The organism is Bradyrhizobium sp. (genome assembly GCF_016219575.1).
In the GTDB taxonomy this organism is placed as follows: Bacteria; Pseudomonadota; Alphaproteobacteria; order Rhizobiales; family Xanthobacteraceae; genus Bradyrhizobium.
Window position 1 is genome coordinate 1 of record NZ_JACRMG010000020.1, and the last position, 26,791, is coordinate 26,791.

Genomic DNA, 26,791 nt, shown 5'->3' on the forward strand with positions numbered 1-26,791 from the left:
AAGCAGCTTACTGAAAATGCTATCGCGAAATCGCATGCTCGGCCTTCTGTGTCTCGACAACCAGAAATGACCGATTTGCCTCGGTCGCGCCGGGCATGCACCGCGACATAGTGAATCATTCCCCGGACAGCCCTGCGCAAGGGCGGGGAGAGGGAGAGGAGAGACAGCTCACTTCGCCTTCAGGAACTCCGCCACTTCCAGCAGCACGAACTCGTTGTCGTCGGCCTTGTTGGGATCGCGGCTGGAGGAGAACGGCAGATTGTTGTCGTTGCCGACGATGATATGCGTGTCGTCGACGCGGTCGACGTTCTCGATGGTGAAGAAGGGGAAGGTGAGCACGCCGTCGTTGAGCGGCTTCCTCGCCTTCTTGTCGGGATCGCGGATCTTCATCAGGTCGATATAGGCGATCTTGCGCACGGGCTTGCCGACATTGGCGTCCGACAGCTCGATCTTGTAGATGCGCTTGAACTTGGCGAGATCGGGGAAGCAGTTCTCGCCGCGCTGACCCTGCGGGCAGGCCTTGTCGGCGGTGCCTTCGCCATTGTCGCGCTCGATGACCAGGCCGCTCGCCGCGTCGATCATGTTGAAGTCGCCGATGGCATTGCCGTTCTGCTCGAACACGTAGTGCCAGTAACGGCCGGTGAATTTTTCTGCGGCGATGTCGAACTCGAGGATGCGCGCGGCTTCCCTGCCGTTCACCTTCTCGACATCCTTCTTCTCGGCATCCCACAGCGGCCCCTCGAGCAGGCCGTACAGGAATTTGCCGTCCTTCGATCCGCCGAAGCCCTCATAGCCCTTGGAGCGGCGCAGGTTCACGGTGGTGTAGCTCGCGCCTGGCGCGCCCGGCGACTGCACCGACCAGTGATCCGGCGAGCGCACCGGCTTGCCGTCGGCCATGGTCTCGAATACGGCGAGCACCTTGCCGGTCTTGTCGGCCTTCAGGATATAGGGCCCGAGCTCGTCGCCGATCCAGAAGGTATCGCCGACGATCTGGAATCCCTCGGTGTCGAAATCGGCGCCGGTCAGGTAACGCTTCGCCGAGTCCTCATGCACGATGCGGAACGGCACCTTGCGGTCGGGATCGTGCAGGAACACGGTTTCGTGGCGATCGACCTTGCCGCTCGCCCAGTCGATCTTGTAGCGGTTGAGATACAGCATCGAGTCCGGCGAGTTGTAGCGCGAGCCCATGCCGTTGTCGGTGACGACCCAGAATTCGCCGTTGCCCATCGACTTGATGCCGGAATGGCCCTGCAGCGGCTGGCCCTTGAACGGCAGCGACACGCCGGTCGGCCGCTCGTAGGACTTGCCCATCACGCTGCCGACGGCGTCGACCCGCTTGCCGGTGGTGTACTTGCCCGCCGTCTTCAGATCGGCCGGCGCGTCGGCCGGCGCGTCGATGAAGCTTTGGGCCGGCAGCACGGCGTGACCCTTGAGGGTGGCCGGGAATTCGCCCTCGCCCTGCGCGTAGGCGGCGCCTGTAAGCAGCAAGACGGATGCGACGGAAGCGAGCAGTGACACGCGCATGGTTGTTCTCCTGAGAGTGACGATGCGCGGTGTTGTCGGGAACATGCGTGACGGAGCACTGACGGATCGATGACGCTGCCGTGACAGCGGTGGACAGCGCTTGCGGCGTTACGCCGCCATCTCGCGCATCAATCCGTCGTTGCCACAGGTTCAGCTGTTCGGACCGCGATCCATGCTGACGGGCTGCCAGCGGCGGAGCTGCGTGTTCTGCAATACCGACGGATTGACGCAGCTCACCGGCCACATGCCCTGCAGAACCAGCGACAATTCGTAGCCGACGCGACGCTTGCGCGCTTCGTCGAAACGCGCCGAGGCCGAGGCGACATGCGCAGTCAGCGTCACGTTGTCCATTCCGAGCATCGGGTTGTTGTGCGACGGCGGCTCCTTCTCCAGCACGTCGAGCGCAGCATGCGCGATCCAGCCTTCCTGCAGCGCCTTGATCAGCGCCTCCTCGTCCACGGTGGCGCCGCGGCCGGTATTGATGAAGGTTGCGGTCTTCTTCATCTGGCGGAAATGCTTCTCGCCGAGCATGTGGTGGACCTCGGGCCGCGCCGGCGCGTGCATCGAGATGAAATCCGATTGCGACAACACCTCGGACAGCGTCGCCGGCATCACGCCGTGATCGTAAATCAGCGTTTCCTGGATGAAGGGATCGAAGGCCATCATCCGCAGTCCGAACGGCGCGGCGCGTTTCGCCACGGCGCGGGCGACGCGGCCGAAGGAGATGAAGCCGAGCGTCTGGCCCATCAGCCGCGGGATCTTCAGCAGCTGCGGCCGGCCCTCTTTCCAGCGCCCCTCGCGCACCATCTTGTCCTGCTCGACCAGGCGGCGGAAGCCGCCGAGCAGCAGCGCCATGGCGTGGTCGGCGACCTCCTCGATGAAGGTGTCGGGCACGTTGGTGACGGGGATGCCGCGGGCGGTCGCGGCCTTGACGTCCACGCTGTCGACACCGACGGTGCCGAGCGTGATCACCTTGCAGCTCTCCAGTGCGTCGATGATCGCCTTGGAGATCGGCATGCCCTTGGCGTAGATCGCATCGGCATTCTTCGCGGCCGCGATGAATTCGGCTTCGTTGGCCGGCGCCTCGATGATCTCGGCCCCGATCGGGTCGAGCGCTTCCCGCTCAAGATCGTAGCCGCCGCCGGCGACCGTGAAACTCGCGCCCTTCGGCGTCAGCACCCTGTACTTCGGCATTTCCTGCTCCCGATTTGACTGGTCGGTGTTGCTTGTGGCCGCGACCGTCGCCCGGCCGCGCTCCCTGCAATTCCCGGTTGCTCAATCGGAGAGCATTCTCCTATTTCGCGTCCGGACTTCTACGGGGAACTTTCGTAAGAAACCGCTAAAGGCTCTCACGATAACGTGCAGCGAATCAATCCGCCAACTGCCTCTCCCGCCGCATATTTTCCGGAGACTTCCCTGTGAAACTGTCCAATCTGAAGATCACGCCCAAGCTCGGGATCCTGCTGGGTGTGACCCTCCTCGGTCTCTGCATGGCCGGCGTCCTTGCCGGCTACCTGATGCAGCGCGAGATGCTCAATGCGCGCGTCGAGCAGACCAAGGCCATCGTCGAGATGGCGAAGAACATGGCGGCCAGCTACAAGAAACAGATCGATGCCGGCGAAATGACCAAGGAGCAGGCGCGCGCCGAGTTCGGCAAGCGCGGCAACGCTCTCACTTACGACAACGGCAACGGCTATTTGTTCGGCACCGGCTATGACGGCATCACCGTGATGGCGCCCAACCCGGCGCACATCGGCACCAACCGCATGGATGTCGTCACCAACGGCCGCAAACTCTCCGTTGAACTGTTGGAAGGCGTCAAGAAGAACGGCGAGATACTGCTCTACTACGAATACATGAAGCCCGGCACGGAGAAGCCGATCCGCAAGCTCGGCTATGCCGTCGTCGCGCCGGGCCTCGACATGTATGTCGGCACCGGCGCCTATCTCGACGACATCGACGCCAAGATGGCGCCGATCGCCTGGCTGCTCGGTCTCGCCGTGCTCGGCATCGCCATCATCGCCGGCAGCATCGCCTGGCTGATCGGCCGCAGCATCTCGAAGCCGCTCGGCCTGCTCGGTGCACGCATGCAGGGGCTGGCCGAAGGCAAGCTGGACGGCGAGATTCCCGGCCTCGGCCGCGGCGACGAGATCGGCGGGATGGCCGCGACCGTGCAGATCTTCAAGGACAATGCGGTCCGCATCCGCGGGCTGGAGCAGGCCGAGGCCGAGACCCAGAAGCGTGCGGCCGCCGAACGGCGCTCGGCGATGGAAAGCCTCGCCAACGATTTCGAGCGCTCCGTCAGCGGCATCGTCCGCTCGGTCTCGACCGCGGCCACCGGCATGCAGGGCACCGCGCAATCGATGACGGCGACCGCCAGCGACGCCAGTGCGCGCGCCGCCACGGTGAGCGCGGCGTCCGAAAGCGCCTCCAACAATGTCGGCACGGTCGCGGCTGCCGCCGAGGAGCTGTCGAGCTCGGTTGCCGAGATTTCCCGCCAGGTCTCGCGCTCCAGCGAGATCGCCAGCAAGGCCGTGCAGGACGCCCAGCGCACCAACGGCATCGTGCAGGCGCTCTCCACCGGTGCCGAGAAGATCGGCGAGGTGGTGAAGCTGATCCACAGCATCGCCGCGCAGACCAACCTGCTCGCGCTCAACGCCACCATCGAGGCGGCGCGCGCCGGCGAATCCGGCCGCGGCTTTGCGGTGGTCGCTTCCGAAGTGAAGGCGCTGGCCAACCAGACCGCGAAGGCGACGGAAGAGATTTCCGCCCAGGTCGCGGCGATGCAGGCCTCCACCGGCGAGGCCGTCGCCTCGATCGGCGGCATCGGTCAGACCATCGCCCAGATGAGCGAGATCACCTCCTCGATCTCGACCTCGATCGACCAGCAGGGCGATGCGACCCGCGAGATCGCGCGCAACATCCAGCAGGTCGCGGCCGGCTCCAGCGAGATCAACGCCAATATCGGCAGCGTCACCTCGGCGGCGGCGGCCACCGGCACGGCGGCTTCCGACGTGCTGTCCAACGCCAAAGAGCTGGACAATCAGTCCGGCATGCTGCGCGACGCCGTCGACCAGTTCCTCGCCAAGGTCCGCGCGGCGTAATCCTTCTCAGCACCCGCCACGCATGCAAATGCCCGGCCTCGCGGCCGGGCATTCTTGTTTTGGCTCCATCCATTCGTCATGGCCGGGCTTGACCCGGCCATCCACGACTTCCTTGCCAAGTCGCACCAAAGACGTGGATGCCCGGGACAAGCCCGGGCATGACGGGAGTGAGCGGATGGCCTACTGCTTCTCGATCTTGGCGTCCGCGATCAGCTTCTCCCACACCTTGAGCTGATCCTTGACGAACGCATCGAACTCCTCCTGGGGGCCCGAAAAGGCCTCCATGCCGCGCTCCGCAAGTGCCGCCTTGATGTCCGGCCGTTCCACGATCTTGCGGATTTCCGCGTTCAGCTTCGTGACGACGTCCTTCGGCATGTTGGCGGGACCGAAATAGCCTTGCCAGGACGTGATGTCGAAGCCCTTCACCGTCTCGTCCATGGTCGGCAATTCCGGCATCAGCGCCGACTTCTTCTTGGTGGTGACGGCGAGCGCCCGCAGCGACCCCGCCTTGACATGGGGCAGGCCGGTCAGCACGTCGATGAACATCATGGAGGTTCGGCCGGCCATCAGGTCGGTCAGCGCCGGCGGCGAGCTCTTGTAGGGCACGTGCAGGAGATCGATGCCGGCCAGCTGCGCAAAGGTCGCGCCGGACACGATCGCCGCCGAAGAGCCGCTGGCATAAGAGTACTTGCCCGGCTCCTTCTTGGCCAATGCCACCAGCTCGGCGACCGACTTGGCCGGGATTTCAGGGTTGATCACCAGCATGAACGGCAAGTCGCCGGTGCGCGCGATCGGCGTGAAATCCTTGATCGGGTCATAGATCATGTTCGCGAGCAAATAGGGATTGGCCGAGTGCGGGGTGTTCGTGCTCACCATCAGCGTGTAGCCGTCGGGCGCGGAGCGCGCGACATAGCTCGCCGCGATCGAGCCGCTGGCGCCGGCCTTGTTGTCGATCACGGTGCCGACGCCCAGCGCAGTGCCGAGCTCCTTGGCGATGATGCGTGTCGTGGTGTCTGTACCGCTGCCGGCCGCGAACGGCAGCACCAGCGTGATGTTGCGGTTCGGATAGGGGGCCTGAGCAAAGGCGGCGGCCGACAGCAGCGTCAACGCCGCGGCCATTGCGCCACGCGAAATATTCTTCATCGTATGGATCATCCTCTGGCGTCTCCTGGACACGTTTCTTGGGCAGGTTGGCCGGCAAACTAGCCGGTCCGGACGCGAAGCGGAAGCCGGTCAGGCGATCCGTCGCAGCCACAATTCAGGCGCGCGCGGAAGCCTGCCTTGAGGCGATGACGATGCCGGCCAGCACCAGCGCGTAGCCCGTCAGGTGAAACAGGCGGAGCCGCTCGCCGAGCAGCAGGATCGCCATCGCCGAGCCGAATACCGGCACCAGATGCAGGAACGGCGCCGAGCGGTTGGGGCCGATCAGCGCGATGCCGCGGTTGAAGAAGAGATAGGCGAGCGTGGAGGGGAAGATCATCACGTACAGCATCGTGGCCGCGGTCAGGGCGTCCGGCTTCAGCGTGACGCCGTTCAGGAACTCCCAAACCGAGAACGGAAGCAACAGCACGGCACCGCAGCCGATGGTGAAGGAGATCAGCGAGAGCTGATGCGTCTTCGGCCGGTACGGCATCAGCGCGGAATAGAGGCCGAAGCTGAGCACGGCGGCGCCGAACATCAGGTCGCCGCGGTTGAAACGGATCGAGGCAAGTGCTGCGAGATCGCCGCGCAGGAGGATGACGAGCACGCCGGACAGCGACAGGATGATGCCTGCGAATTGCGCCAGCGTCAGCCGCACGCCGAACAGCACCAGCGACCACAGCGCCACGAACAGCGGCCCGGACGACTGGATCAGGAGCGCATTGAGCGCCTCGGTGTATTGCAGGGCCCAGTAGGAGATCGCGTTGTTGAACGCAAAGCCGGTGGCCGACAGCGCCAGCATCAGCGGCAGCTTTTCGCGCAGCGCCGGCCAGTCGGCCTTGAGATGCGGCCACGCGAACGGCAGCAGCATCGCGAATGCGCCGATCCAGCGCACGCAGGACAAGGTCATCGGCGGCACGTGGCCCGCGACGAAGCGCGCCAGCACGATGTTGCCGGCCCAGAACAGCGAGGTCAGGCTGAGCAGCAGATAGGGCTGGTTGTTGAGCCAGCCAACCGGATTGGCAGATGGCGCGGGCGCTGGATTTGTCATCTTGCTGTTGCCAACAAAGGCCGGATTTGCCCGGCACGGCAAGCCCCGTGCGTGCAAGGCTACCGTGCAAGGCTACAATGCCGGGAATCATGCGCGGGTGCAGGCCCGGGCCGCTACTCGCGGTGGCGCGTGCCCGCATCGCGCGCGGGGCCGGCTTCGCCATGACCGCGCTGCTGCTTCAGGCGATCGGCGAACTCCTGGCGCCGCCTGCGCCGCTCGCTGACCGGCCGCCACGGCGGAGGCGGGATCGCAATTCGCGGCCGTGCGCCGGCAATCCGGGCGACGGGCCGGTCGACGTCCTTCGACCATCCCCGATACCAGGCCACCGCGACCATGATCGCAAGGCCGCAGGCGCCCACGGCGAGCTGAGCCGGTACGCTGTTGGAGAACGCAATGAGGACGAAATGCGCCACGAAGGACAGGTACACGCCGACGCAGAACACCTCGAGCGAATGCTGGCCGCATTTGATCAGTGGCGCAAAGACCGGCCACTGCAGGCCGCGCCAGTCGATTGGCATGAAGTGGACGACCAGCACCATCAGTGCAGCCAGATGCGCCACCCGGTAGGGCGCCAGATAGGTCTTGTCATTGGGAACGAAGACCGCGCGAAGTCCCTCAGGGAACAGCGTACGCAGCGCGGGGACGGGCTCGGACATTGTCATGGCAAACGCAAAGACCAGGAAGGCGATGCTGAGCCACAGGCTCCAGCGCGAAAGCGCGACAGTCGCGAGCCGGGCGGCGCCGCCGAGCGCAAGCCAGGCGCCGATCAGGAACAGGAATTGCCAGGTGAAGGGATCGAAATACCAGACGCCCGTCGGATAGGAGGTGAGGTCCCAGTGGTATTGGCGGGCCGCGATGTAGAGCGCGAGCGAGGCCAGCATGACGGCGTCGGGGCCGTACAGCATCAGCCACAGCACCAGCGGAAACACCGCCATCAACACGATGTAGAGCGGCAATACGTCGAGGTTGACCGGCTTGTAGCTCAGGATGAGGACATGGGTCAGCAATTCGGCCGGGTGACTCAGCAAGTGAGCCACGTTGAATTCGTGCAGCAGGGCGGGAAGGTCGAAACCCTGCGCAATATGGTGGATGGACGCGGTGTAGACCAGGAACAGCAGCAGCTGCGCTATGTAGATCTGCCCGACGCGCTTCCACACCCGCGTCGCGCCGATGATGAAGCCCCGCTCCAGCATCATTCGGGCATAGACCAGGGTTGCCGTGTACCCGGAGATGAACACGAACATGTCCGCGCCGTCGGAAAAGCCGTAGTTGCGGATCGTCAGCCACGCCAGCAGGCTGTTTGGAATATGGCCGAAGAAGATCAGCCAGTTCGCCAACCCGCGGAACAGGTCGAGCCGCAGGTCGCGACCCAGATCCGGAAGGGCGGCGCGGACCTTCATTTGCCGGCTCGGCTGGAGGTCGTGTGTCGGCTGCAGGCGCAAATCTCGGCCAATTTGTGCTCCCGGGTCGGCCGCTGACGAGCATATACTCATATTTCTGCCTGCTTCCAGTACCGTTGACCTGGATCAACCGGTAGCGGGCCGGTCGCGCGTGCAATGGAGGAAGCGGATGGGCGTCGATCTCCTGAACATCGAGGGACTGAAGGAAATCGATCCGGAGGGGCCGGTCGTGATGGTCAATCTGATGCGCTTCCGCAAGCGCTCGCTCGACGGCGACGGCTCCGGCTGGGACGCCTATCTGCGCTACAGCGCTCTCACGGTACCGATGATCAAGGCCCGCGGCGGCACGCTGTTGTGGACCGGCGACGCCAAGGCGGTCGCGCTCGGCGCCGAGGCCGGCAACCGGTGGGACTATCTCGCACGGGTCTATTACCCCGGCGTCGCCGCCTTCCTCGACATGATGACATCGGCCGACTACGAGACGAACTGCGATCCCCACCGCCGCAACGGCTGCGAGGAGCATGTCATCATCTGCACGAAGGAAGCGTACAGCAAGTTCAGGATCGGGTAGGCAACCTCATGGAGATTATTCATTCGCCCGCGGCCAGGACAGGAAGTGCTCGAAACCGGACTACGCGGTCTGGGTGCTCAAATGCAGCAACGCGGGTGACAGGATCAGCCGGGTGCCCGACCTGCTGGCGAAGATCGAACAACTTCGGTGAGAAGCCGGCAAGCAGCGGGGCTCAGTCGTGCGGGTTGATCATCTTCGACGCCATGAACTCGGCGACTGCGGAGGAGTAGGCTTCCAGTCCCTCGAAGTTGAAATGCATGTCGCCGTCGCCCCAGTAGAAGTCTTCCGGGCTCGACCCGAACCGCTGCTTCAGCGTTGCGGTGGCGTTGAAGAAGAAAAAGCCGTTTGCGATGCATGTCTCCCGCACCGTGGAACTGACGAGATCGTTCCACACGCGTCCCTGGCCGTCAGGCTTCAAATGCTCCAGATGCGGATGGAAGACACATAGCACCCGCGTCCCGTCCTGCGTGTAGTCCTTCAGCACCTTGGCCAGCTCCTGCAAATTCCGGCGGAACACGGCGCGGGCGTCGGCGTATTTGCGCTCGACGTCGCCGCTCCGGTCCCTGGAATAATCAAACAGGCCGAAAGTCTCGCGCTGATTCTTCCTGATCACCGTCGGCATGTGCACGGAGGTCAGCCAAAGCTTCGAAATGAACCGCGTCAGGTAAAGCGCGTGCTCGCGAGTCTGCATCAAGCCGACGCTGCATTCGTGGCCGACAGGTGAAACCTTCACGCCGACATTGTTGCCCGACTCGTCGCGAACGACCAGCTTGCGATAGCGCACGAAGTCGTCATAGAAGTCGGTTTCATCCACATCCAGGACGATATATTCCGGACGCACGACAGGCAGCAGCCTTCTCGCCTGCGGCACGAAGATGGACGGAGAATAGGAAGTATAGCCAGCATTGTGGGTCTTCAGGCAAATTCCCCGGTGCTGCCTGAAGTATTTCGCGACGTGATACGGCAGGGTGTTCTTGTCGTCGTATCCTTCCATGAAGGAGTCGCCGAGGAACAGGACCGAAGTCGTGCGCTGGCAGCCGCTCAGCAGCTCGGAATCGTCGATGATCCGCACCCCGTTGGCATCGTAGGATCTCTCGTAGCTGAAGCCGCTCATGTCGCCGTAGATGCACATTTGCTGCTTGTTGGCGGCAGGCACGTGGTTCAGAACATTCGACTCCCAGCTCAGATCGACGTCGGCCAGTTCGAGGTCGTAGAGCGGCCCGAAATATTGCTGCGCCCGCAAGCCGATCTCGAAAATGGCGGCCCAGGCGACAATCAGCAACACGGCTTGTCCGAGGAAACGCAATTGTCGCCTCATGAGCAGGCTTCCCTGCCATCCAGGCGAATGAGGTTGCTTCCGACGAGTTCGCCCCGCAGGTTGACGCGAGCGCCTCCCGAGTTTCCCCCCGCAATCAGCATTATTGAACCGTGCCGTTCGCCCCGTTCCGCAATGCAATCCACCGAGGGGGCCAAAGTCAATCTATTTGAAAGTTAACCCATATAACGAAAGCGTGGGAGCACCCGCGGGTCGATTTGGCGCAAGTAGTCGCCGGGCGCCCGGCATGGCTGTCGTGGCCGGCAGGGCCTCGGCCATGGACGCCGGCGGCGCAATTCAGAACTTCCGCACCAGGTCCGGCGTGATCTCGGCGAGGCTCCGGATGCCCATCAGCGCGAGGTCGCGGTCGATCTCGTCGCGCAGCAGCGTGATCGCGCGCTCGACGGCCTCCTGACCGCCGGCGACCGCCGCATACAGGAACGGCCGGCCGACGAAGACGAAATGCGCGCCGAGTGCGAGGGCCTTGATCACGTCGGTGCCGCGGCGGATGCCGCCGTCGACCATCACGGTCATGCCCTTCGCTTCTGCAGCAATCTCCGGCAGCGTGCGCAGGCCGGCAAAGGTGTAGTCGAGCTGGCGGCCGCCATGGTTGGAGATCAGCACGCCGTCGACGCCACTTTCGCGCGCGATCCTGGCATCGTCGGGCGAAACCAGGCCCTTGATCACCAGCTTGCCCTTCCAGCGCTTGCGGATCAGCTCGACATGCTTCCAGGCGAGCTGGTCGCGCGCGCCGATATTGCGCATCAGGTTCTTCGACAGCACCGGGGGTCCTGCGGAAGCGTCCATGTTCTCGAAGCGCGGCATGCCGTGGTTGACGAAGGTGCGCGCAAAGATGTCGAACAGCCAGCGCGGATGCGTCGCGATGTCCCACGCCACGCGCGGCGTGATCTTCATCGGGGTCTGGAAGCCGTTGCGGATGTTGTTCTCGCGGTTCGGCGGCACCGGCACGTCGGCGGTGACCACGAAGGTGTCGTAGCCGGCCGCCGCGACGCGGTCGACCAGCGGCTCGATCCGCTCCGGCACGCCGGCGAGATAGGCCTGGTACCAGGCGTGCGGATTTTCCCTGATGACGTCTTCCAGCCGGATCAGCGACGCCGCGCTCAGGATCATCGGCACGTTCAATGCCCCGGCGGCGCGCGCATAGACGATGTCGCCGCGATAGGCGCACAGCGCCGACGAGCCCATCGGTGGAATGCCGAACGGCGAGGCATAAGTCCTGCCGAACAGCGTCGTGGTCTGGTCGCGGGCGGAGACGTCGTTGAGCACGCGGGGCACGAAGCCGTAATCGTCGAGCGCCTTGCGGTTATCGCGCACCGCCGCGTCGTTCTCGGCGCCTCCGGACACATAGCCGTAGAGAAACTTCGGCATGATCCGCCGCGCGGCCGGCTCGAAATCGTCGAGGCAGAGATAGCGCCGCAGGTAACGCGGCACGGCGCTCACGGGGCGGGTCATGGTCGGCGAGGGAGACGTCGGCGCAGCGGTCTTGTCGAGCACGTTGTTGTTTTCCGTTTCTGGCAGAGGGGCGTCAGCGCCGGGGCGGAGGCGGATTCGACTTGCTGATTGAGGCGCTGAAGTCGCCGAGCATCTTGCGGGTGTCGGATATCAGCGCGCCGGATTTCTTGTTGAAGCTCTCGACCAGCTCGCGAAACGACATGATGGTCGGAAGCAGCTCGCCGCCATACTTGTCGCTGCCGAGACTTTTCAGGAAGTTCTGGGTCTTGCCGAAGCCGTTGTCGAGGGAGACCATCGCCGACTCCGCGGACGAGATCACGCTGGTGATGCGCTCGCTCGAGCCGGCGAGCGTGGTGGTGAAGGATTCGAGGCCAAGCAACGTGTCCTTTACGGCGACTTCGTTCTCGGTGATGACCCTGTCGACGTTGCGCAGCGCGACGCGGATCTTCTCCTGCGTGCTCAGCGTTCCCTCCCTGTCGGCGGTCAGCGTCGGGATACCCTCGGGATCGACCGGCGGCGGCTGGCCGTCGACGGTGCCGCCGGTAAAGGAGATCGCGGCGATCCCGGTCAGCCCCTGGAATTCGAGGCCGACCTGGGTATCGGCGCGCAGCGGCGTATTGGGGTCGATCAGCGCGAGCGCGACGACGCGGCGCGGATGGTCGAGCTTGAGCGAGCGCACCTCGCCGACGCGCACGCCGGCAAAATTCACGCTGGAGCCGCGGCGCAGGCCCGATGCCGAGCCCTCGAACACGACGTGGAAAGGCACCAGCTGCTTGGTGCGCGCAAAGCGCTGGTAGCCGATCGTGCCGCCGAACGAGGCGCCGACGATCGCCAGCGCGATCGTCCCGATCATCACGTTCCTGGAGCGGAATCTCATGGCCTGCCCTGAATACTTGCTTCCAGAGATAGCGGATTTGCCGCCTCAAGTCATGCCGTCTTGGCGGCGCCAGGCGGCTTCCGCGAGGCCACGAACACCCCGGTCAGGACCAGCGCAAAGCCGATGAAATGGAACAGCTGCGGGCGCTCGCCGAGGAAGAGGATCGACATCACGGTTCCGAATACCGGCACCAGGTGGAAGAAGGGCGCGGCGCGGTTGGCGCCGATCAGCGCCACGCCGCGGTTGAAGCAGAGATAGGCGACGGTGGAAGGAAACACCGCGACATAGAACAGTGTCAGCAGGTTGGCGCCGTTCAGCGCCATCGCCGGCCGCGCATACAGCTCCCAGGCGAACAACGGGATCAGGCAGGCCGCGCCGCAGCCGAAAGTGAAGGCGACGAAGGAGAGCGGGTGGATCGCCGGGCGCTTCGCCGTCATCACCGAATAGAGCCCGAAGATCAGCAGCGCCAGCACGAAGATGAGGTCGCCGCGGTTGAAGTCGATGTCCTTCAGGCTGGTGAGATCGCCGCGCAGCATGATGACGAGGACGCCGACCAGCGACAGCGCGATGCCGATCGCCTGCGCCGCCGTCAGCCGCGTGCCGAACAGCGCCAGCGACCACATCGCCACGAACAGCGGCGCGGTCGGCTGCAGCAGCAGCGTGTTGATCGCCTGGGTGTGCTCCAGCGACCAGTACTGCATGGTGTTGAAGGCGCTGATGCCGGTGACCGACAGCAGCACCATGATGCCGGGCCGGCCGCGGATCGCGTTCCAGTCCTGCGCCAGATATTTCCAGGACAGCGGCAGGATGATCAGGAAGGCGAAGAACCAGCGCAGGAAGGACAGCGTCACCGGCGGGATGTGGCCGGCCGCGAGCTTGCCGACTACGGCATTGCCGGCCCAGCACAGCGCCGTGATGGACAGCAGCAGATAGGGCTGGTTGGCGATCCAGCGGATCGGCGAGACGTTCGCGCGTGTTTCGGTGGCAGACATCGACGGGCCCGGTTCATGCCGCCGCGCCCGGCCCGGAGATCGACGCCGGGCCGGAATCGTCGCCCGGCCCGTGCCAGTGACACGGATTTTCCGGGTCCATCAATGGGGCAGATGCATTGCGTCCATGCGCGCGTGTCTTCGCCATTGGTGGCTCAACAATGAGGGACGCACCATGTTCGGGCTCCCTCCCCCCTTGCGGGGGAGGGTTGGGGAGAGGGGTAATCACGGAAAGACTGCCGATGACGCCACCCCTCTCCCGGATTGCATCGTTCCGATGCAATCCGACCTCCCCCGCAAGGGGGGAGGTGAAGAAGAGTCACGCCGTCAGCGCGTGCGTCACGGCGCCGGCCGCGAGCGCGGCATCATTCGGATCGATCTCGATCTGCAACCCGCGCTGGCCGCCGTTGACGAACACGGTGGTGTGGGTCAGCGCCGTCTGGTCGATGGCGACGGGAACCTTCTTCCTCTGCCCGAACGGGCTGATGCCGCCGACATGGTAGCCGGTGATGCGCTCGGCATCGGAGGGCTGCATCATCCTGGCCGCCTTGGCGTCCATCGCCGCCGCCAGCTTCTTCATGCTGACTTCGCTGTCGGCCGGCACCACGACACAGACCGGGTTGCCGTCCACTTCCACCATCAGCGTCTTCAGCACGCGGTTCGGCTCGACGTCGAGCGCCTCGGCCGCCTGCAGGCCGATATGCTCGGCACCGGAATCGTAGACATAGGTGTGAAGCTTGAAGGCGATGCCAAGCTTGCGAAGCGCCGTCGTCGCGGGTGTTGTCTTGGGCATGTGAAAAAGCCCCGTAGTCGCGCCGGCCAGGGAAATATCCGGCCCAGGGGCCATGATTCCCGCAATCGCAGCCGCAATCAACGGCGGAAGTCGTCGCGCCGCGCGGCGGGCGCCCCCGGCGAGCGTTGAAGGGGATGGCGATCCCGCGCCGCCCATGAACGGATTTTCAGGGGATATCAATGGCTTGATGACCTTTTGGTAAGCCCGAAAACCCCTGTTCTTGCTTGCCTAGACAGCCCGCTTCCTTTATCCGGAGGGATGCCCGGCGAGCCGCCGGGCCGCTCGCAAGCAGGCGCGCGAAACGCACGATCCGGAGGAGACGGGGACCTCTCGTCCGGCAGCCGTGCCCCTAATCTCTGAAGCCTGAAGGATTGGACTTTCGAAATGGCCAATGTTGTCGTCGTCGGCGCCCAGTGGGGTGACGAGGGGAAGGGCAAGATCGTCGACTGGTTGTCGGAACAGGCCGACATCGTCGTGCGCTTCCAGGGCGGCCACAATGCCGGCCACACGCTGGTCATCAACGGCGCGACCTACAAGCTCGCGCTGCTGCCTTCCGGCGTGCTTCGCCCATCCAAGCTTTCCGTGATCGGCAACGGCGTGGTGTTCGACCCGCAGGCATTCTTGGATGAAGTGGAGAGGCTCCAGGGGCAGGGCGTTGCCGTCAGCCCCGACAATCTGCGCGTGGCCGAGAACGTCACGCTGATCCTGCCGCTGCACCGCGAGCTCGACGCGCTGCGCGAAACCGCGAGCGCTGCGACCGCGATCGGCACCACCCGCCGCGGCATCGGCCCTGCCTATGAGGACAAGGTCGGCCGCCGCGCCATCCGCCTGATGGACCTCGCCGACCACCAGACCTTGCCGCACAAGATCGACCGCCTGCTGGCGCATCACAATGCGCTGCGCCGCGGCCTCGGTCTTCCGGAATTCGACGGCGCCGTTATCCTGAAAGAGCTGATGGCGCTGGCGCCGCAGCTGCTGCCTTACGCTGAAACGGTGTGGCGGCTGCTCGACATCAAGCGCCGCGAGGGCAAGCGCATCCTGTTCGAGGGTGCGCAGGGCGCGCTGCTGGATGTCGACCACGGCACCTATCCCTACGTCACCTCGTCCAACACCGTGGCTGCGCAGGCCGCGACCGGAACCGGCATGGGCCCGGGCGCCGTCGGCTATGTGCTCGGCATCTGCAAGGCCTACACGACCCGGGTCGGCCAGGGTCCGTTCCCGACCGAGCAGGACAACGAGATCGGCCGCAAGATCGGCGAGCGCGGCCGCGAGTTCGGCACCAATACCGGCCGTCCCCGGCGTTGCGGCTGGTTCGACGCGGTTCTGGTCCGGCAAACCGTCCGGACCTGCGGCATCGGCGGCCTGGCGCTGACCAAGCTCGACATTCTGGACGGTTTTGACAGCATTCAGGTCTGCACCGGCTATCGGCTGGACGGCAAGGAGATCGACCATCTGCCGGCCGGCGAGGGGGCGCAGGCCAGGGTCGAGCCGATCTACGAGACCATCGAGGGCTGGAAGGAGCCGACCGCCAACGCCCGTTCCTGGGCCGATCTGCCCGCCCAGGCCATTAAATATGTTCGCAGGGTCGAGGAATTGGTGGGATGCCCAATCGCCTTGCTTTCCACCAGCCCCGAACGCGAGGATACTATCCTGGTCCAAAACCCCTTTGAGGCTTAACGGGATGTTACCGGAACGCCTGCATTGATGAGAGAATGGCTGATTACTACCCGCTGATCGCACGCGCTATTGCCGGCCTGGACCCCAATGCTCCGGGCGAGAGCCGCCGTGCGCTCTATGAGCGGGCCCGCGCCGCGCTGATTCAGCAGTTGCGCAGCGTCGACCCGCCGCTCAGCGAGTCCGAGATCACCCGCGAGCGGCTGTCGCTGGAGGAGGCCGTCCGCAAGGTCGAGTCGGAGGCCGCCCAGCGCGCCCGCGACGCCCGCGGCGGCGGCAGCTCCGCAAGCGCAACCAGCGCGCGGGATTCCTTCCGCCGCGCCACGCCGACCCGTCCGGCCGATGCCGGCAGCCCCCCGGCCGCGCCTTCAGGACGGCCCCGTCCGCCATCCCCGCCGCCAGCGCGGGGGCCGGAAGGCGACCGCCCGCGGCTGCCTCGCTCCGAGGCCCCGCCGCCGATGCCGCCGCGCCCGCAGCCGCCGCAGCCGCAGGTGCCGATGGCCGACCCGCAATTGCCGCCGCGGGGCGACCGGCCGACCCGCCGCAGTTTCGAGAACACCCCGCCGCCGGCGCAGCCGCCGCGGGTGCCCGGCTTCCGCGACATCGCTGCGGACGCCGACGATCTCGGCCGCGCCGCCGCGCAGGCCAACCGCAATGCGCGGAAAACCTTTGCCAATGTGCCGTCGCCGTCGCCCGAGTTCGACCGGCTCGAGCCCAACATGGAGAACCGCGGCGCCGATCCGGATCAGCCCTATGCCTGGGGCGACGATTCCATGGACGACGCGGACCGCTACGCGCAGCAGGCCCCTCCGCAGATGCCGACGCCGCCGACGCGCTCGCGCATCGGCTCGGCCGGCGAGCGCGAGCCGAAGCGGCAGCGCACCGCGGCGGCGTTTCCGTTCAAGAGCGCGATCGCCGTCGGCGTGGTGCTGATCCTGGTCGGCGCCGGCATCCTGTGGGGCAAGTCGCTGGTCAACACCGTGACCGGCCTGTTCAAGTCGTCACCCCAGGTGGTGGAAGCGCCGAGGGATACGGGTGCGCCCACCACGCGGCCGAAGATCCCCGATCGCGTCGGCCAGCCGTCGTCGTCGGACAACGTCGCCCCGGTCGCGCAGCGCGTCGTGCTCTATGACGAGGATCCGTCCGATCCCAAGGGCAAGCAATATGTGGGATCGGTGATCTGGCGCACCGAGCCGATCAAGGCCTCCGGCAACCAGAAGGCCGACATCGCCGTGCGCGCCGACATCGACATCCCCGACCGCAAGTTCAAGATGACCATGTCGTTCCGCCGCAACACCGACTCCTCGCTGCCGGCGAGCCACACTGCGGAGCTGACCTTCATCCTGCCGCAGGATTTCTCCGGCGGCGGCGTCGGCAACGTGCCGGGCATCCTGATGAAGTCGAACGAGCAGGCGCGCGGCACGCCGCTGTCGGCGCTCGCGGTCAAGGTCACCGACGGCTTTTTCCTGGTCGGCCTCTCCAATGTCGATTCCGAGCGCACGCGCAACCTTCAGCTCATGAAGGAGCGCTCCTGGTTCGACGTGCCTCTCGTCTATACGAACCAGCGCCGCGCCATCATCGCCATCGAGAAGGGCGCCCCCGGCGAACGCGCCTTCAACGACGCGTTCGCGCAGTGGGGGGAGTGAGGGCTTCCGGCGGCACAGACGCCGGAGTCAAGCCTGTCGCAACTCGGAAATCCATCGTATGACAGGGCCGCCTTCGGTTGATGAGAGGCCGGCATGAAACGCTATTTGATCTTTGCGGCCATCGGTCCGTTCGTCGGCGGGCTGTTGCTGCTGTTTGTGACGACCTGGCAGTCGGGCTATTGGGACCAGACCAGCATCGCCGAGGTCCAGAAATTCTTCATCGGCTTCATCAAGACGCTGCAATACAATTATCTGTTCGGCATCGTGCCGGCGCTGATGGTGGGCTCGATCGACGATATTCTCTATCACGTCAGGCGGATCGGCCCCTCCGTGCGCATCGTGCTGGTGGGCCTCGTGGGGTTTACCGCAGCGGTGATCTACAGCGCACGCGGGCCGGGCAGCGGTATCCTCCCGTACCTCCTTTACGGCATGGTCGGCCTGGTGCCGGCGATGCTGTCGTCATGGCTCGCACATAAATATGCCGACGAGCAGAAGGCGGCGGTGAAGGTGTAGGTTCTCTCAACGTCATTGCGAGCGAAGCGAAGCAATCCACCTCTCCCTGCGGGGATAGATCGATTGCTTCGTCGCTTTCGCTCCTCGCAATGACGATCGTGCCTACACATTCTCCCTCTCGATCGCCTCGATAACCCCCGCCGTCACGTCGGCGGTCCTCGCCTTGCCGCCGAGGTCGGGCGTGTGCAGGCGCGGATCGGCCGTCACCCGCTCGATCGCCTTCATCAGGCGCGTTGCCGCGGCCGGCTCGCCGAGATGCTCCAGCATCATCACGGCCGACCAGAAGGTGCCGACCGGGTTGGCGATGCCCTTGCCCATGATGTCGAAGGCCGAGCCGTGGATCGGCTCGAACATCGAGGGGAAGGCGCGCTCCGGGTTGAAGTTCGCCGTCGGCGCGATGCCGAGCGAGCCGGCGAGCGCGGCGGCAAGATCGGACAGGATGTCGGCGTGCAGGTTGGTCGCCACGACCGTGTCGATCGACTGCGGCCTGGTCACCATGCGCATGGTCATGGCATCGACCAGCATCTTGTCCCAGGTCACGTCGGGGAATTCCCTGGCCACCGCAACCGCGATCTCGTCCCACATCACCATGGCGTGGCGCTGCGCGTTGGACTTGGTGACGACGGTCAGCAGCTTGCGCGGCCGCGAGCGGGCGAGCTTGAAGGCAAAGCGCATGATGCGTTCGACGCCGGCCCGGGTGAACATGGCCACGTCGGTTGCGACCTCCAGCGGCGAGCCCTGGTGCGCCCGACCGCCGACCCCGGCATATTCGCCTTCCGAGTTCTCGCGCACGATCACCCAGTCGAGCTCGCCGCCATTGACGTGGCGCAGCGGCGAGGTGATGCCGGGCAGCACGCGGGTGGGCCGCACATTGGCGTACTGGTCGAAGGGCTGGCAGATCGCGAGCCGCAGGCCCCACAGCGTGATGTGGTCGGGGATGTCGGGATGCCCCGCGGAGCCGAACAGGATCGCGTCGTGCTTGCCGATCATGTCGCGGCCGTTCTCCGGCATCATGCGGCCATGCTTCTTGTAGTACTCGCCGCCCCAGTCGAAGTGATCGACCTTGAAACCGAAGCTGCCGTCGCGCTTGGCCAGCGCCTGGAGCACCTCGACGCCGGCGGAGATCACCTCCGTGCCGATGCCGTCGCCGGGAATGGCTGCGATTTTGTAAGTCTTCATGTTGGTTCCTTGACTACGCGTGATGCCGGCGACTTCGTAGGATGGGTTGAGCGAAGCGAAACCCATCAACACTGTCTCCGCCGATACGGTCGATGGGTTTCGCTTGCGCTCTACCCATCCTACGCACTTCCCTAGTTGCCCTTGACGCCGGCGGCCTTGATCACCGCGTCCCAGCGTTTCACTTCGGACGTGAGCTGCGATTTCAGCGCATCGGGCGTCGCCAGATTCTGCGCCACCGGCTCGGTGCCGAGATCGGCGAAGCGCTCGATCACCTTGGGGTCTTTCAGCGCGGCTTGCAGCGCCGCGACCAGTTTCTCCGTCGCCTCCTTCGGCAGCCCCTTCGGCGCCCACATCGCGTGCCATGCGGTGGCTTCGAAGCCTGGAATGGCCGCACTATCGAGCGTCGGCAGGTTCGGCAGCGAGGACACCTTGGCCTTGGTGGTGACGGCAAAGCCCTTGATGCGGCCTTCCTTGATCTGGTTGGTGGTGTTGGTGGTCTGGTCGCACATCACGTCGAACTGGCCGCCGAGCAGATCGTTCATCGCCGGTCCCGTGCCGCGATAGCCGACGCCGACCATCTCGACCTTGAGGTCCCGCATCAGCACCAGCGTGCAGAGATGCGAGGCCGAGCCGATGCCGGCATGGCCGTAGGTCACCTTGCCCTTCTCGCTGCGGATCCAGTCGATCAGCTCTTTCACGTCCTTGGCGGCGATGGCGTTCTTCGACACCAGCGTCATCGGCACGTCGGTGATGCGGCCGAGATGGTCGAAATCGTTGACGGGATCGTATTTGAGATTGTCGTACAGCGCGGGCGCGGTGGCGTGCGCGATGTGCCAGATCGCGATGGTGTAGCCGTCGGGCGCCGCCTTGGCGACGCGGGTCATGCCGATGACGCCGCCGGCGCCGCCGAGATTTTCCACGATCACGCTCTGCCCGAGCGTCTTGCCCATGGACTCGCCGATCAGGCGCGCCACCGTGTCGGTCGGTCCGCCCGCCGCCGCCGGCACCACCAGCGTGAGCGATTTGGTCGGATACGCCGCTTGCGCGGAGGCCGTCTGCGGCACCATCGCCGTTGCCAGCGCAACCGCGCCCGCCGCGAGTGCAAGCCTGATCGTAGCCATTGGGCATCTCCCTGGAGGATTTTCTGTGCCGCCAGTCTATGGCGCGCCGGGGCTCAAAGACAATTGCCGCGAGATTATACAAATTTATGATATAATAGGAGAGCAGGCAGGAAGGGCGCCATGGAACTGCACCAGCTACGCTGCTTCGTCGCGGCCGCCGAGGAGTTGCATTTCGGCAAGGCCGCGCGCCGGCTCGACATGATGCCGTCGGCGCTCGGCCGCCAGGTACGCATGCTGGAGGAAGAGCTCGGCACCCAGCTGCTGCTGCGCACCACGCGGCATGTGATGCTGTCGCAGGACGGCGCCGTGTTCCTCGACCATGCCCGGTCGCTCTTGGAAAAGGCCGACGCGCTCGGCCGCCAGTTCCGCGATCGCGGCCGCCGGAGATCGCAGGTGCTGCGCATCGGCGCGATCGATACCGCCGCCGCCGGTCTCATTCCCGACCTGCTCTACGATTTCAGAAAGCATCACGCCGGCGTCACCATCGAGCTCGTCGAGGACAAGACCATCCGGCTGCTGCCAAAGCTGTTGTCCGGCCGGCTAGATCTTGCCTTCGTCCGCCCGCCGGAGAAGGCCGACAGCCGGATCGACCTGCAAGTCCTGTTTCACGAGACGCCGGTCGTGGCCGTGCCCTCCCGGCACCGGCTCGCTACGCGCAGCCGGCTGTCCGTGGAGACGCTCGCCGCCCAGCCTTTGATCGTCCCCGAGCGCCGCTCGCGCCCGCACAGCCACGATCTCACGATGAAGCTTTTCGAGCGTGCAGGGCTTCGCCCGACGATCTCGCAGATCGCCGAGGAGAAGCAGACCATCGTCAATCTCGTCGCCGCCAGGGTCGGGCTCGCCATCGTGCCGCGCTGGACGGCGCGCCTGAAAGTCGCCGGCGTACGCTTCGTGCCCCTGGTGGTGAAACAGGCGGAAGACCTGCGCCTGTTGCCGCTCGCCGCCGCGCGGCTTCGAGATGCACCCGATCCGCTCTGCGACGCCATGCTGGCCGTGCTGCGGCTTCGGCTGCCGCGATACGCGGCGGGGGCGTGACCGCGCCACATCTCTCGGCCGTCATTCCGGGGCGCGCCTCTTGAACCAGCAAACACGCGGCGGCGTGACGCAACTTGCGGCGTGTAATTGCGTTACCATGTGATGGCCATGCCAGACGACGACATCATCGCGCCCCGCAAGGCCCGCTCCGGGCAAACCTCGCACGCCGGCTTCGGCGGCGCGGAGGCGCGCGGGCCGGTCATCGACCAGGAGGGGCGGGAAATTCCGGCCGAGAACCTGAACCAGCAGTTTCAGGGCTTCCACTTCGAATTCGGCGGGACGGCTTACGCCCCGCTCACCCGCGAGCAGCGGCTGGCGCGGCTGGAGGCGCTGGCCAAGCTTCTGGACGTCGCCTTCATCCTGCCCGGCACCAATATCCGCTACGGCATCGACGGGCTGATCGGCCTGATCCCGGTCATCGGCGACATCATCACGACGGCGATTTCGCTGTGGCTGGTGCGCGAGGCGCGCGCACTCGGCGCACCGTGGCATGTCACGGCACGGATGCTGGCCAATGTGGCGGTCGACGGTGTGGTGGGGATCGTACCGCTGGCGGGTGACGCCTTCGACGTCATGTTCCGCGCCAATGTGCGGAATGTGCGGCTGCTCCGCCGATGGATGGAGAAGCAGCCGCGAATCTAAATCTTACGCAGCATCCTTGTCGCTGGCCGCCGCAGGCTCGGGCTTGCGCGGGCGGCGCGGCAGCGGGAAGGCTTCACTCTCATAGAGCGAGCGGATGCCGCTCTGGTCGAAACGGGCTTCCTCGACCTGCAGATAGGCGCCGTTCAGCGAGTCCGCCGGCAACTCTTCGATCGCGAATTGGACGGCTTCCGCTGCGGTGCCGAAACGGCGATACGCAAAGCCAGCGCGCTTCTTCTTGCGGATGGCGGCGGGAAACAGTTCGGCGGAAGTGTTGAAGTTGAACGGACGCATGGGACGCATGGTCGAGAACCTCTTGATCTTCTTTTAGGTGTGGCGCGGGGATTCAGGGACGGCGGTATTCCGCAACCGGCGGCGCCGTACACGTCATTTCCGCCCCTAATATAGGCTTTCTTGACAGAAATGCGACCCCTATTGCGCTGCAATAGAGGAGATGATGAATCCACGCATAGCTCGCCGTGAATCGATATTATTATAATTATTTCAGATATTTATGGTGTATCAAATTTTGCGCAGCAGCTTCAGGACCACCAGCACGACCAGAATGACGCCGATCAGGCCCATGCCGGAATGGCCGTAGCCGAAGCCGTACCCGCCAAGCCGGCCGCTGAGGCCGACCATCAGGGCGATAATGAGAAGGACGATAAGGACCGTCGACACCATGGCTCTCTCCCGCAAACACTGGCAAGCCGCAGACCGGCGCCGCCGCGGGTCAAGAAAAGCACATTCATTCGCGGAAACAAGCGCGTCGTTGCGGGAGCGGATTTCATCCCAAGGTCATTCCGGGGCGCGCCTCGGAGAGAACCCGGAATCCCGTTCCGCATCGCTTCGCCCCCGGGGTGAGGCAATGACGGCGCTATTTCTTCTCGTCGATCGGAAGCACCTTCAGCGGCGTGGCATAGGGCTCGATGCGCAGCGATTCCGTCGAGATCAGGCCGATCCGGTGCACCGGCGCCTGCTCGAGATCGCCGGTGGGGGCCTTGCGCACGGCATATCGCCAGACGCTCAGCGACCCCCTGGCTACCAGCGCTTTCGCCACCCCGCCGGCATTGCCGTCCATCTGCTTGAGTTCGTCCTCGGACAGCCCGATCACGATCTCGTCCTTGGCGGTGATCACCTTGAACAGCGACACCTTGTCGGCGGCAAACGCGGGCTGAACCATCATGCTCCCCATCAGGCAGGCGAGGGCGAGGCCTCGGCCGGCACGGTTCGATATCTTCATTCCCTGACTTCCTCATGCGCGCGCGGGGCGAGCCCGAACAGGCAAAGCAAAACCCCGCGCGACCGGTTCTTGGTCGCGCGGGGTTCGAAACGCGTTCGATATGTCGGAGAGAGATATGATTCCATCCGCCGTCATGGCCGGGCTTGACCCGGCCATCCACGTCTCCCTTTCCGTGCCTCCGAAGGCGTGGATGCCCGGGTCAAGCCCGGGCATGACGAAGAAGACGGGGCTGCGAACTCTATTTCGGTTCGAGCTTCAGCGCGGCCGAGTTGATGCAGTAGCGCAGGCCTGTCGGGCCGGGGCCGTCGTCGAAAACGTGGCCGAGGTGGCCGTCGCATTTCGAGCACAGGACCTCGGTGCGGATCATGCCGTGGCTGACATCGCGTTCCTCGTCGATGTGGCTTTCGACCGCGGGCTGCGAAAAGCTCGGCCAGCCGCAGCCGGAATCGAACTTGGCGTCGGATTCGAACAGGGTCTGGCCGCAGCCGGCACAGGCATAGGTGCCCTTGCGATGCTCATGCTCGTACTCGCCGCTGAATGGCCGCTCGGTGGCCTTCTCACGCAGCACCGCATATTGCATCGGCGTCAGCTCCTTGCGCCACTCGGCCTCGCTCTTGTGGACCTTGGACTTGGTGTCGGACATCGCTCCTCCTTTGGATTAGATCGTCATTGCGAGGAGCGAAGCGACGAAGCAATCCATTTGCCCGCTTGCTGCGGTATGGATTGCTTCGCTTCGCTCGCAATGACGGCAATTGCTCCGTCAGTTGGTGGCCTTGGCCTTGCCCACCAGCGTCGGCTTCGCAATGTAATTGTCGGCAAAGATCTTCTTCAGGGCCTCGACCTTCGGAATGTCGTTGAAGACGATGTAGGGCTGGTTCGGGTGCAGCGTCAGATAGTCCTGGTGATAGTCCTCCGCCGCGTAGAAGGCGTTCAGCCTGTCGATCCTGGTGACGATCGGCTTCCTGTAGACCTTCGCCGCATTGAGCTGGTCGATATAGGCCTCGGCCACCTTCTTCTGCTCGTCATTGGCGAAGAAGATCGCGGAGCGATATTGCGGGCCGGTGTCGGGGCCCTGGCGGTTGAGCTGGGTCGGATCGTGCACGACCGAGAAGAAGATCTGCAGGATCTTGCCGTAGGAGATCTTCTTCGGGTCGTACTTGATCTCGACCGCTTCGGCATGGCTGGTCCTGCCGCTCGATACCAGATTGTAGTCGGCGGTCTCCTTGGTGCCGCCGGAATAGCCGGATACGGCGTTGATCACGCCGGCGGTGTGCTGGAACACGCCCTGCACGCCCCAGAAGCAACCGCCGGCGAGCACGGCGGTCTGGATGCCGTCGGCATCCCTTGCATCGACGGCGGGGGCGGGGATGATGACGGCTTCTTCGGCGGCACGCGACGGCGCGATCGCAAAGGCGGCGATGGCCAGCGCGCCGATGGCGGCGGCGCAGAGCGAGAGGCGGCTGAACTGGCTGCGGGGCATGGTTTCCTCGTCGGCAGGGTTGGAAGGCATACTAGAACGACGACCGCGCTTCGCAATCAGCTGGCGGTCCTCCGGCGTACCCCAAGATACGCGCCGGCACCTGGCCCGTTACGACGCCGCGCCACACGAGTTCGTGAACAAAAGCGGCTGAAATCCAAGGCGTTAGAGGGCATGGAACCGCGCTTGACCGCAGCCTTGCCGCCTCCAACAATGAACCGGCTTGGTCGACCCGCGACAACAAATCATCCCCGGAGCGTTTCGCAAATGCTGCGCGCCTTTTTCCTGTCCATCGGCCTTGTTGCCGTCGCCATGCCGGCCTTGGCGGCTACCGACGTCGAGACTTGCCGGGACAACCAGGCCGAGGCCGCGGCGCGCCTCATTGCCTGCAAGGCGGCGAGCGCGGACGACAATGTCACCGGCAAGCCGAAGAGCTTTGCCAATTGGTACATCGGCGACACGCTGTTGAAGAAGCGCGACTATGACGGCGCGCTGGCGGTCCTGAACAAGGCGCTCGAGCTCGATCCGAACAATGCGACCGTGTTGAACACGCGCGGGCTCGCCTACAGCAACAAGGGCGATGAGGAGCGGGCGCTGGCAGACTACGATCTTGCCTTGCAGGGGCGGCCGAACTTTCCGGCACCCTACAACAATCGCGGCCTGATCTTCCTGCGCCGCGGCGAGCTGCAGCGCGCCTACGACGAATTCAACATCGCCCTTTCGCTCAACCGCGGCGCCAACCGCTATACCAATTTGCTCAATCTCGGGCGCGTGCAGACCCTGCGCAAGCAATATGAATCGGCGCTCGCCTATTTCGCCGAAGGCAAGCCGCTCAATCCGGAAGGCTGGCAGATCCCGGGCTACCGCTGCATCACCTATACCGAGATGGGCCGGCTGGACGAAGCGCTGGCTGATTGCAATGAGGTGATCGCGAAGTATCCGAAGTTTTCCGGTCCCCTGGCCTGGCGCGCCGGCGTCTATCGTGCCAAGGGCAATCTCGACGCCGCCCTCAACGACTACAACGATGCGCTCAAGCTCAGCCCGAACTACGTCATTGCCTATGTCGGCCGCGGCCAGCTCCACGAGCAGCGCAAGGATCTGGCTGCCGCGCGCGCCGACTATCGCTCTGCCGGCGCCGCACTGACCAAGGTCGACGAATATGAGACCACGCTGGCGCGGCGTTTTGCCAGGGAGCGGCTGGCGGCGCTGATCGCAGCCGACCCGTCGCTGCGCAGCCAGACCACGGGACCGGTTGCCCCGCCGGGCGGCAAGCTGACCTCGCCCGCCGTGCCGGCCGCTTCCGTTACGCGCAAGGTCGCGCTGATCGTCGGCAACGGAGCCTATCGAAGCGTGCCCAAGCTCGACAATCCGCCGCGCGACGCCAGGCTGATCGCGGACACGCTGCGCGGGCTCGGTTTCGAGACGGTGACGCTCGCATCCGATCTCGCGCGCGACCAGTTCTTCACCGCGCTGCGCGACTTCGGCCGCAATGCCGAAAAGGCGGACTGGGCCGTGGTCTACTACGCCGGGCACGGCATGGAGATCGGCGGCATCAACTATCTGATTCCGACCGACGCCAGGCTCGCCGCCGACCGTGACGCGGAAAGCCAGGCGGTGGCGCTGGAACAGGTAATCGCCGCGGTCAGCGGCGCGCGCAAGCTGAAGCTGGTGATGCTGGATGCCTGCCGCGACAACCCGTTCGAGAAGAACATGCAGCACTCCATCGCGCTGAAGCTGGTCAGCAAGGGACTTTCCAACATCGAACCCGAAGCGGGCTTCATGGTGGTGTATGCCGCCAAGCACGGCGAGACCGCGCTCGACGGCGATGCCCTCAACAGCCCGTTTGCGATTGCGCTGGCGCGCGAGATCAAGGTGCCGAAGGTTGAGGTGCGAAGGTTGTTCGACATCGTCCGCGACGACGTCTGGAAAGCCACCAACCGCCAGCAGCAGCCCTTCACCTACGGCTCGCTGCCGGGACGGGAGGACTTTTTCTTCGTTGCGGAGAAATAGCTCGACCCTGACCCTCA

At 65.0% G+C, this 26,791-nt stretch carries 25 protein-coding genes; 8 read left to right on the top strand and 17 right to left on the bottom strand.

Going from position 1 to position 26,791, the window contains the following annotated elements; all coding sequences use genetic code 11:
* Nucleotides 1-168: 168 nt before the first annotated feature.
* Both HZB49_RS16920 and HZB49_RS16925 read right to left on the bottom strand, forming a co-directional pair.
* On the bottom strand, nucleotides 169-1,524 hold the full coding sequence (locus HZB49_RS16920; RefSeq protein ID WP_291613356.1) for an esterase-like activity of phytase family protein: 1,356 nt from the start codon (nucleotides 1,522-1,524) through the stop codon (nucleotides 169-171).
* A gap of 150 nt (nucleotides 1,525-1,674) precedes the next feature.
* A complete protein-coding gene (locus tag HZB49_RS16925; RefSeq protein ID WP_291613358.1) occupies nucleotides 1,675-2,718 on the bottom strand; it encodes a C-terminal binding protein in 1,044 nt (347 codons plus the stop codon).
* A gap of 224 nt (nucleotides 2,719-2,942) precedes the next feature.
* Here HZB49_RS16925 and HZB49_RS16930 point away from each other — a divergent pair, with 224 nt between their 5' ends.
* A complete protein-coding gene (locus tag HZB49_RS16930) occupies nucleotides 2,943-4,628 on the top strand; it encodes a methyl-accepting chemotaxis protein (RefSeq protein WP_291613360.1) in 1,686 nt (561 codons plus the stop codon).
* Nucleotides 4,629-4,808: 180 nt separating this feature from the next.
* Here HZB49_RS16930 and HZB49_RS16935 read toward each other — a convergent pair whose 3' ends face one another.
* The 3 genes from HZB49_RS16935 to HZB49_RS16945 form a co-directional block, all read right to left on the bottom strand.
* Nucleotides 4,809-5,783 (bottom strand): tripartite tricarboxylate transporter substrate binding protein, encoded by a 975-nt coding sequence (locus tag HZB49_RS16935; RefSeq protein ID WP_291613362.1) that lies wholly within the window; start codon nucleotides 5,781-5,783, stop codon nucleotides 4,809-4,811.
* Between the two features lie 103 nt (nucleotides 5,784-5,886).
* Entirely contained in the window at nucleotides 5,887-6,819 is a 933-nt protein-coding gene (locus HZB49_RS16940; protein ID WP_291613364.1) for a DMT family transporter, read from the bottom strand.
* Nucleotides 6,820-6,932: 113 nt separating this feature from the next.
* On the bottom strand, nucleotides 6,933-8,219 hold the full coding sequence (locus HZB49_RS16945; protein WP_291613366.1) for an OpgC domain-containing protein: 1,287 nt from the start codon (nucleotides 8,217-8,219) through the stop codon (nucleotides 6,933-6,935).
* Nucleotides 8,220-8,388: 169 nt separating this feature from the next.
* Here HZB49_RS16945 and HZB49_RS16950 point away from each other — a divergent pair, with 169 nt between their 5' ends.
* Nucleotides 8,389-8,790, top strand: a complete 402-nt coding sequence (locus tag HZB49_RS16950; protein ID WP_291613368.1) for a DUF1330 domain-containing protein — start codon at nucleotides 8,389-8,391, stop codon at nucleotides 8,788-8,790.
* A gap of 172 nt (nucleotides 8,791-8,962) precedes the next feature.
* Here the strand turns inward: HZB49_RS16950 and HZB49_RS16955 are convergent, their stop codons facing one another.
* From HZB49_RS16955 to ybaK, 5 genes are all read right to left on the bottom strand, one after another.
* A complete protein-coding gene (locus HZB49_RS16955) occupies nucleotides 8,963-10,108 on the bottom strand; it encodes a hypothetical protein (RefSeq protein ID WP_291613370.1) in 1,146 nt (381 codons plus the stop codon).
* A 294-nt stretch (nucleotides 10,109-10,402) separates the two neighbouring features.
* A complete protein-coding gene (locus tag HZB49_RS16960) occupies nucleotides 10,403-11,620 on the bottom strand; it encodes an alpha-hydroxy acid oxidase (RefSeq protein WP_291613372.1) in 1,218 nt (405 codons plus the stop codon).
* Between the two features lie 31 nt (nucleotides 11,621-11,651).
* The gene (locus HZB49_RS16965; RefSeq protein WP_291613374.1) at nucleotides 11,652-12,455 is read right to left on the bottom strand and encodes an MlaD family protein; all 804 of its coding nucleotides are present in this window, start codon (nucleotides 12,453-12,455) and stop codon (nucleotides 11,652-11,654) included.
* A 50-nt stretch (nucleotides 12,456-12,505) separates the two neighbouring features.
* Nucleotides 12,506-13,447 carry a DMT family transporter gene (locus tag HZB49_RS16970; protein WP_291613377.1) on the bottom strand — a complete coding sequence of 314 codons (942 nt, stop codon included), beginning with the start codon at nucleotides 13,445-13,447 and terminating at the stop codon, nucleotides 12,506-12,508.
* 316 nt (nucleotides 13,448-13,763) lie between these two features.
* A complete protein-coding gene (gene ybaK, locus HZB49_RS16975; RefSeq protein WP_291613378.1) occupies nucleotides 13,764-14,237 on the bottom strand; it encodes a Cys-tRNA(Pro) deacylase in 474 nt (157 codons plus the stop codon).
* 384 nt (nucleotides 14,238-14,621) lie between these two features.
* On the opposite strand from ybaK, the gene HZB49_RS16980 reads away from it, so the two are divergent.
* The 3 genes from HZB49_RS16980 (at nucleotide 14,622) to HZB49_RS16990 (ending at nucleotide 18,070) form a co-directional block, all read left to right on the top strand.
* Nucleotides 14,622-15,914 (top strand): adenylosuccinate synthase, encoded by a 1,293-nt coding sequence (locus tag HZB49_RS16980; protein ID WP_291613380.1) that lies wholly within the window; start codon nucleotides 14,622-14,624, stop codon nucleotides 15,912-15,914.
* A 35-nt stretch (nucleotides 15,915-15,949) separates the two neighbouring features.
* Nucleotides 15,950-17,557 (top strand): hypothetical protein, encoded by a 1,608-nt coding sequence (locus HZB49_RS16985; RefSeq protein ID WP_291613382.1) that lies wholly within the window; start codon nucleotides 15,950-15,952, stop codon nucleotides 17,555-17,557.
* A gap of 93 nt (nucleotides 17,558-17,650) precedes the next feature.
* Nucleotides 17,651-18,070 (top strand): DUF5413 family protein, encoded by a 420-nt coding sequence (locus HZB49_RS16990; protein ID WP_291613384.1) that lies wholly within the window; start codon nucleotides 17,651-17,653, stop codon nucleotides 18,068-18,070.
* 102 nt (nucleotides 18,071-18,172) lie between these two features.
* Here HZB49_RS16990 and HZB49_RS16995 read toward each other — a convergent pair whose 3' ends face one another.
* Complete coding sequence (locus tag HZB49_RS16995; protein WP_291613385.1) at nucleotides 18,173-19,249, bottom strand: tartrate dehydrogenase; 1,077 nt, start codon at nucleotides 19,247-19,249, stop codon at nucleotides 18,173-18,175.
* Nucleotides 19,250-19,380: 131 nt separating this feature from the next.
* Nucleotides 19,381-20,370, bottom strand: a complete 990-nt coding sequence (locus HZB49_RS17000) for a tripartite tricarboxylate transporter substrate-binding protein (protein ID WP_291613387.1) — start codon at nucleotides 20,368-20,370, stop codon at nucleotides 19,381-19,383.
* Between the two features lie 120 nt (nucleotides 20,371-20,490).
* Between HZB49_RS17000 and HZB49_RS17005 the strand changes: the two genes are divergently transcribed.
* Together HZB49_RS17005 and HZB49_RS17010 are read left to right on the top strand one after the other, a co-directional pair.
* Complete coding sequence (locus tag HZB49_RS17005; RefSeq protein WP_291613389.1) at nucleotides 20,491-21,405, top strand: LysR family transcriptional regulator; 915 nt, start codon at nucleotides 20,491-20,493, stop codon at nucleotides 21,403-21,405.
* Between the two features lie 102 nt (nucleotides 21,406-21,507).
* Nucleotides 21,508-22,047 (top strand): DUF4112 domain-containing protein, encoded by a 540-nt coding sequence (locus HZB49_RS17010; RefSeq protein WP_291613390.1) that lies wholly within the window; start codon nucleotides 21,508-21,510, stop codon nucleotides 22,045-22,047.
* Nucleotides 22,048-22,050: 3 nt separating this feature from the next.
* On the opposite strand, the gene HZB49_RS17015 is transcribed toward HZB49_RS17010, so the two are convergent.
* The 5 genes from HZB49_RS17015 to msrA all read right to left on the bottom strand — a co-directional run bounded on the left by HZB49_RS17015 (nucleotide 22,051) and on the right by msrA (nucleotide 24,767).
* Nucleotides 22,051-22,347, bottom strand: a complete 297-nt coding sequence (locus HZB49_RS17015; protein ID WP_291613392.1) for a hypothetical protein — start codon at nucleotides 22,345-22,347, stop codon at nucleotides 22,051-22,053.
* A 219-nt stretch (nucleotides 22,348-22,566) separates the two neighbouring features.
* Nucleotides 22,567-22,728, bottom strand: a complete 162-nt coding sequence (locus tag HZB49_RS17020; protein WP_291613394.1) for a DUF3309 family protein — start codon at nucleotides 22,726-22,728, stop codon at nucleotides 22,567-22,569.
* A gap of 193 nt (nucleotides 22,729-22,921) precedes the next feature.
* The gene (locus HZB49_RS17025; protein WP_291613396.1) at nucleotides 22,922-23,287 is read right to left on the bottom strand and encodes a hypothetical protein; all 366 of its coding nucleotides are present in this window, start codon (nucleotides 23,285-23,287) and stop codon (nucleotides 22,922-22,924) included.
* Nucleotides 23,288-23,525: 238 nt separating this feature from the next.
* Complete coding sequence (gene msrB, locus HZB49_RS17030; RefSeq protein WP_291613398.1) at nucleotides 23,526-23,930, bottom strand: peptide-methionine (R)-S-oxide reductase MsrB; 405 nt, start codon at nucleotides 23,928-23,930, stop codon at nucleotides 23,526-23,528.
* A gap of 117 nt (nucleotides 23,931-24,047) precedes the next feature.
* Nucleotides 24,048-24,767, bottom strand: a complete 720-nt coding sequence (gene msrA, locus HZB49_RS17035; RefSeq protein ID WP_291613400.1) for a peptide-methionine (S)-S-oxide reductase MsrA — start codon at nucleotides 24,765-24,767, stop codon at nucleotides 24,048-24,050.
* A 264-nt stretch (nucleotides 24,768-25,031) separates the two neighbouring features.
* Here msrA and HZB49_RS17040 point away from each other — a divergent pair, with 264 nt between their 5' ends.
* Nucleotides 25,032-26,774, top strand: coding sequence for a caspase family protein (locus tag HZB49_RS17040; protein WP_291613402.1), 1,743 nt, complete (start codon nucleotides 25,032-25,034; stop codon nucleotides 26,772-26,774).
* Nucleotides 26,775-26,791: the final 17 nt, after the last annotated feature.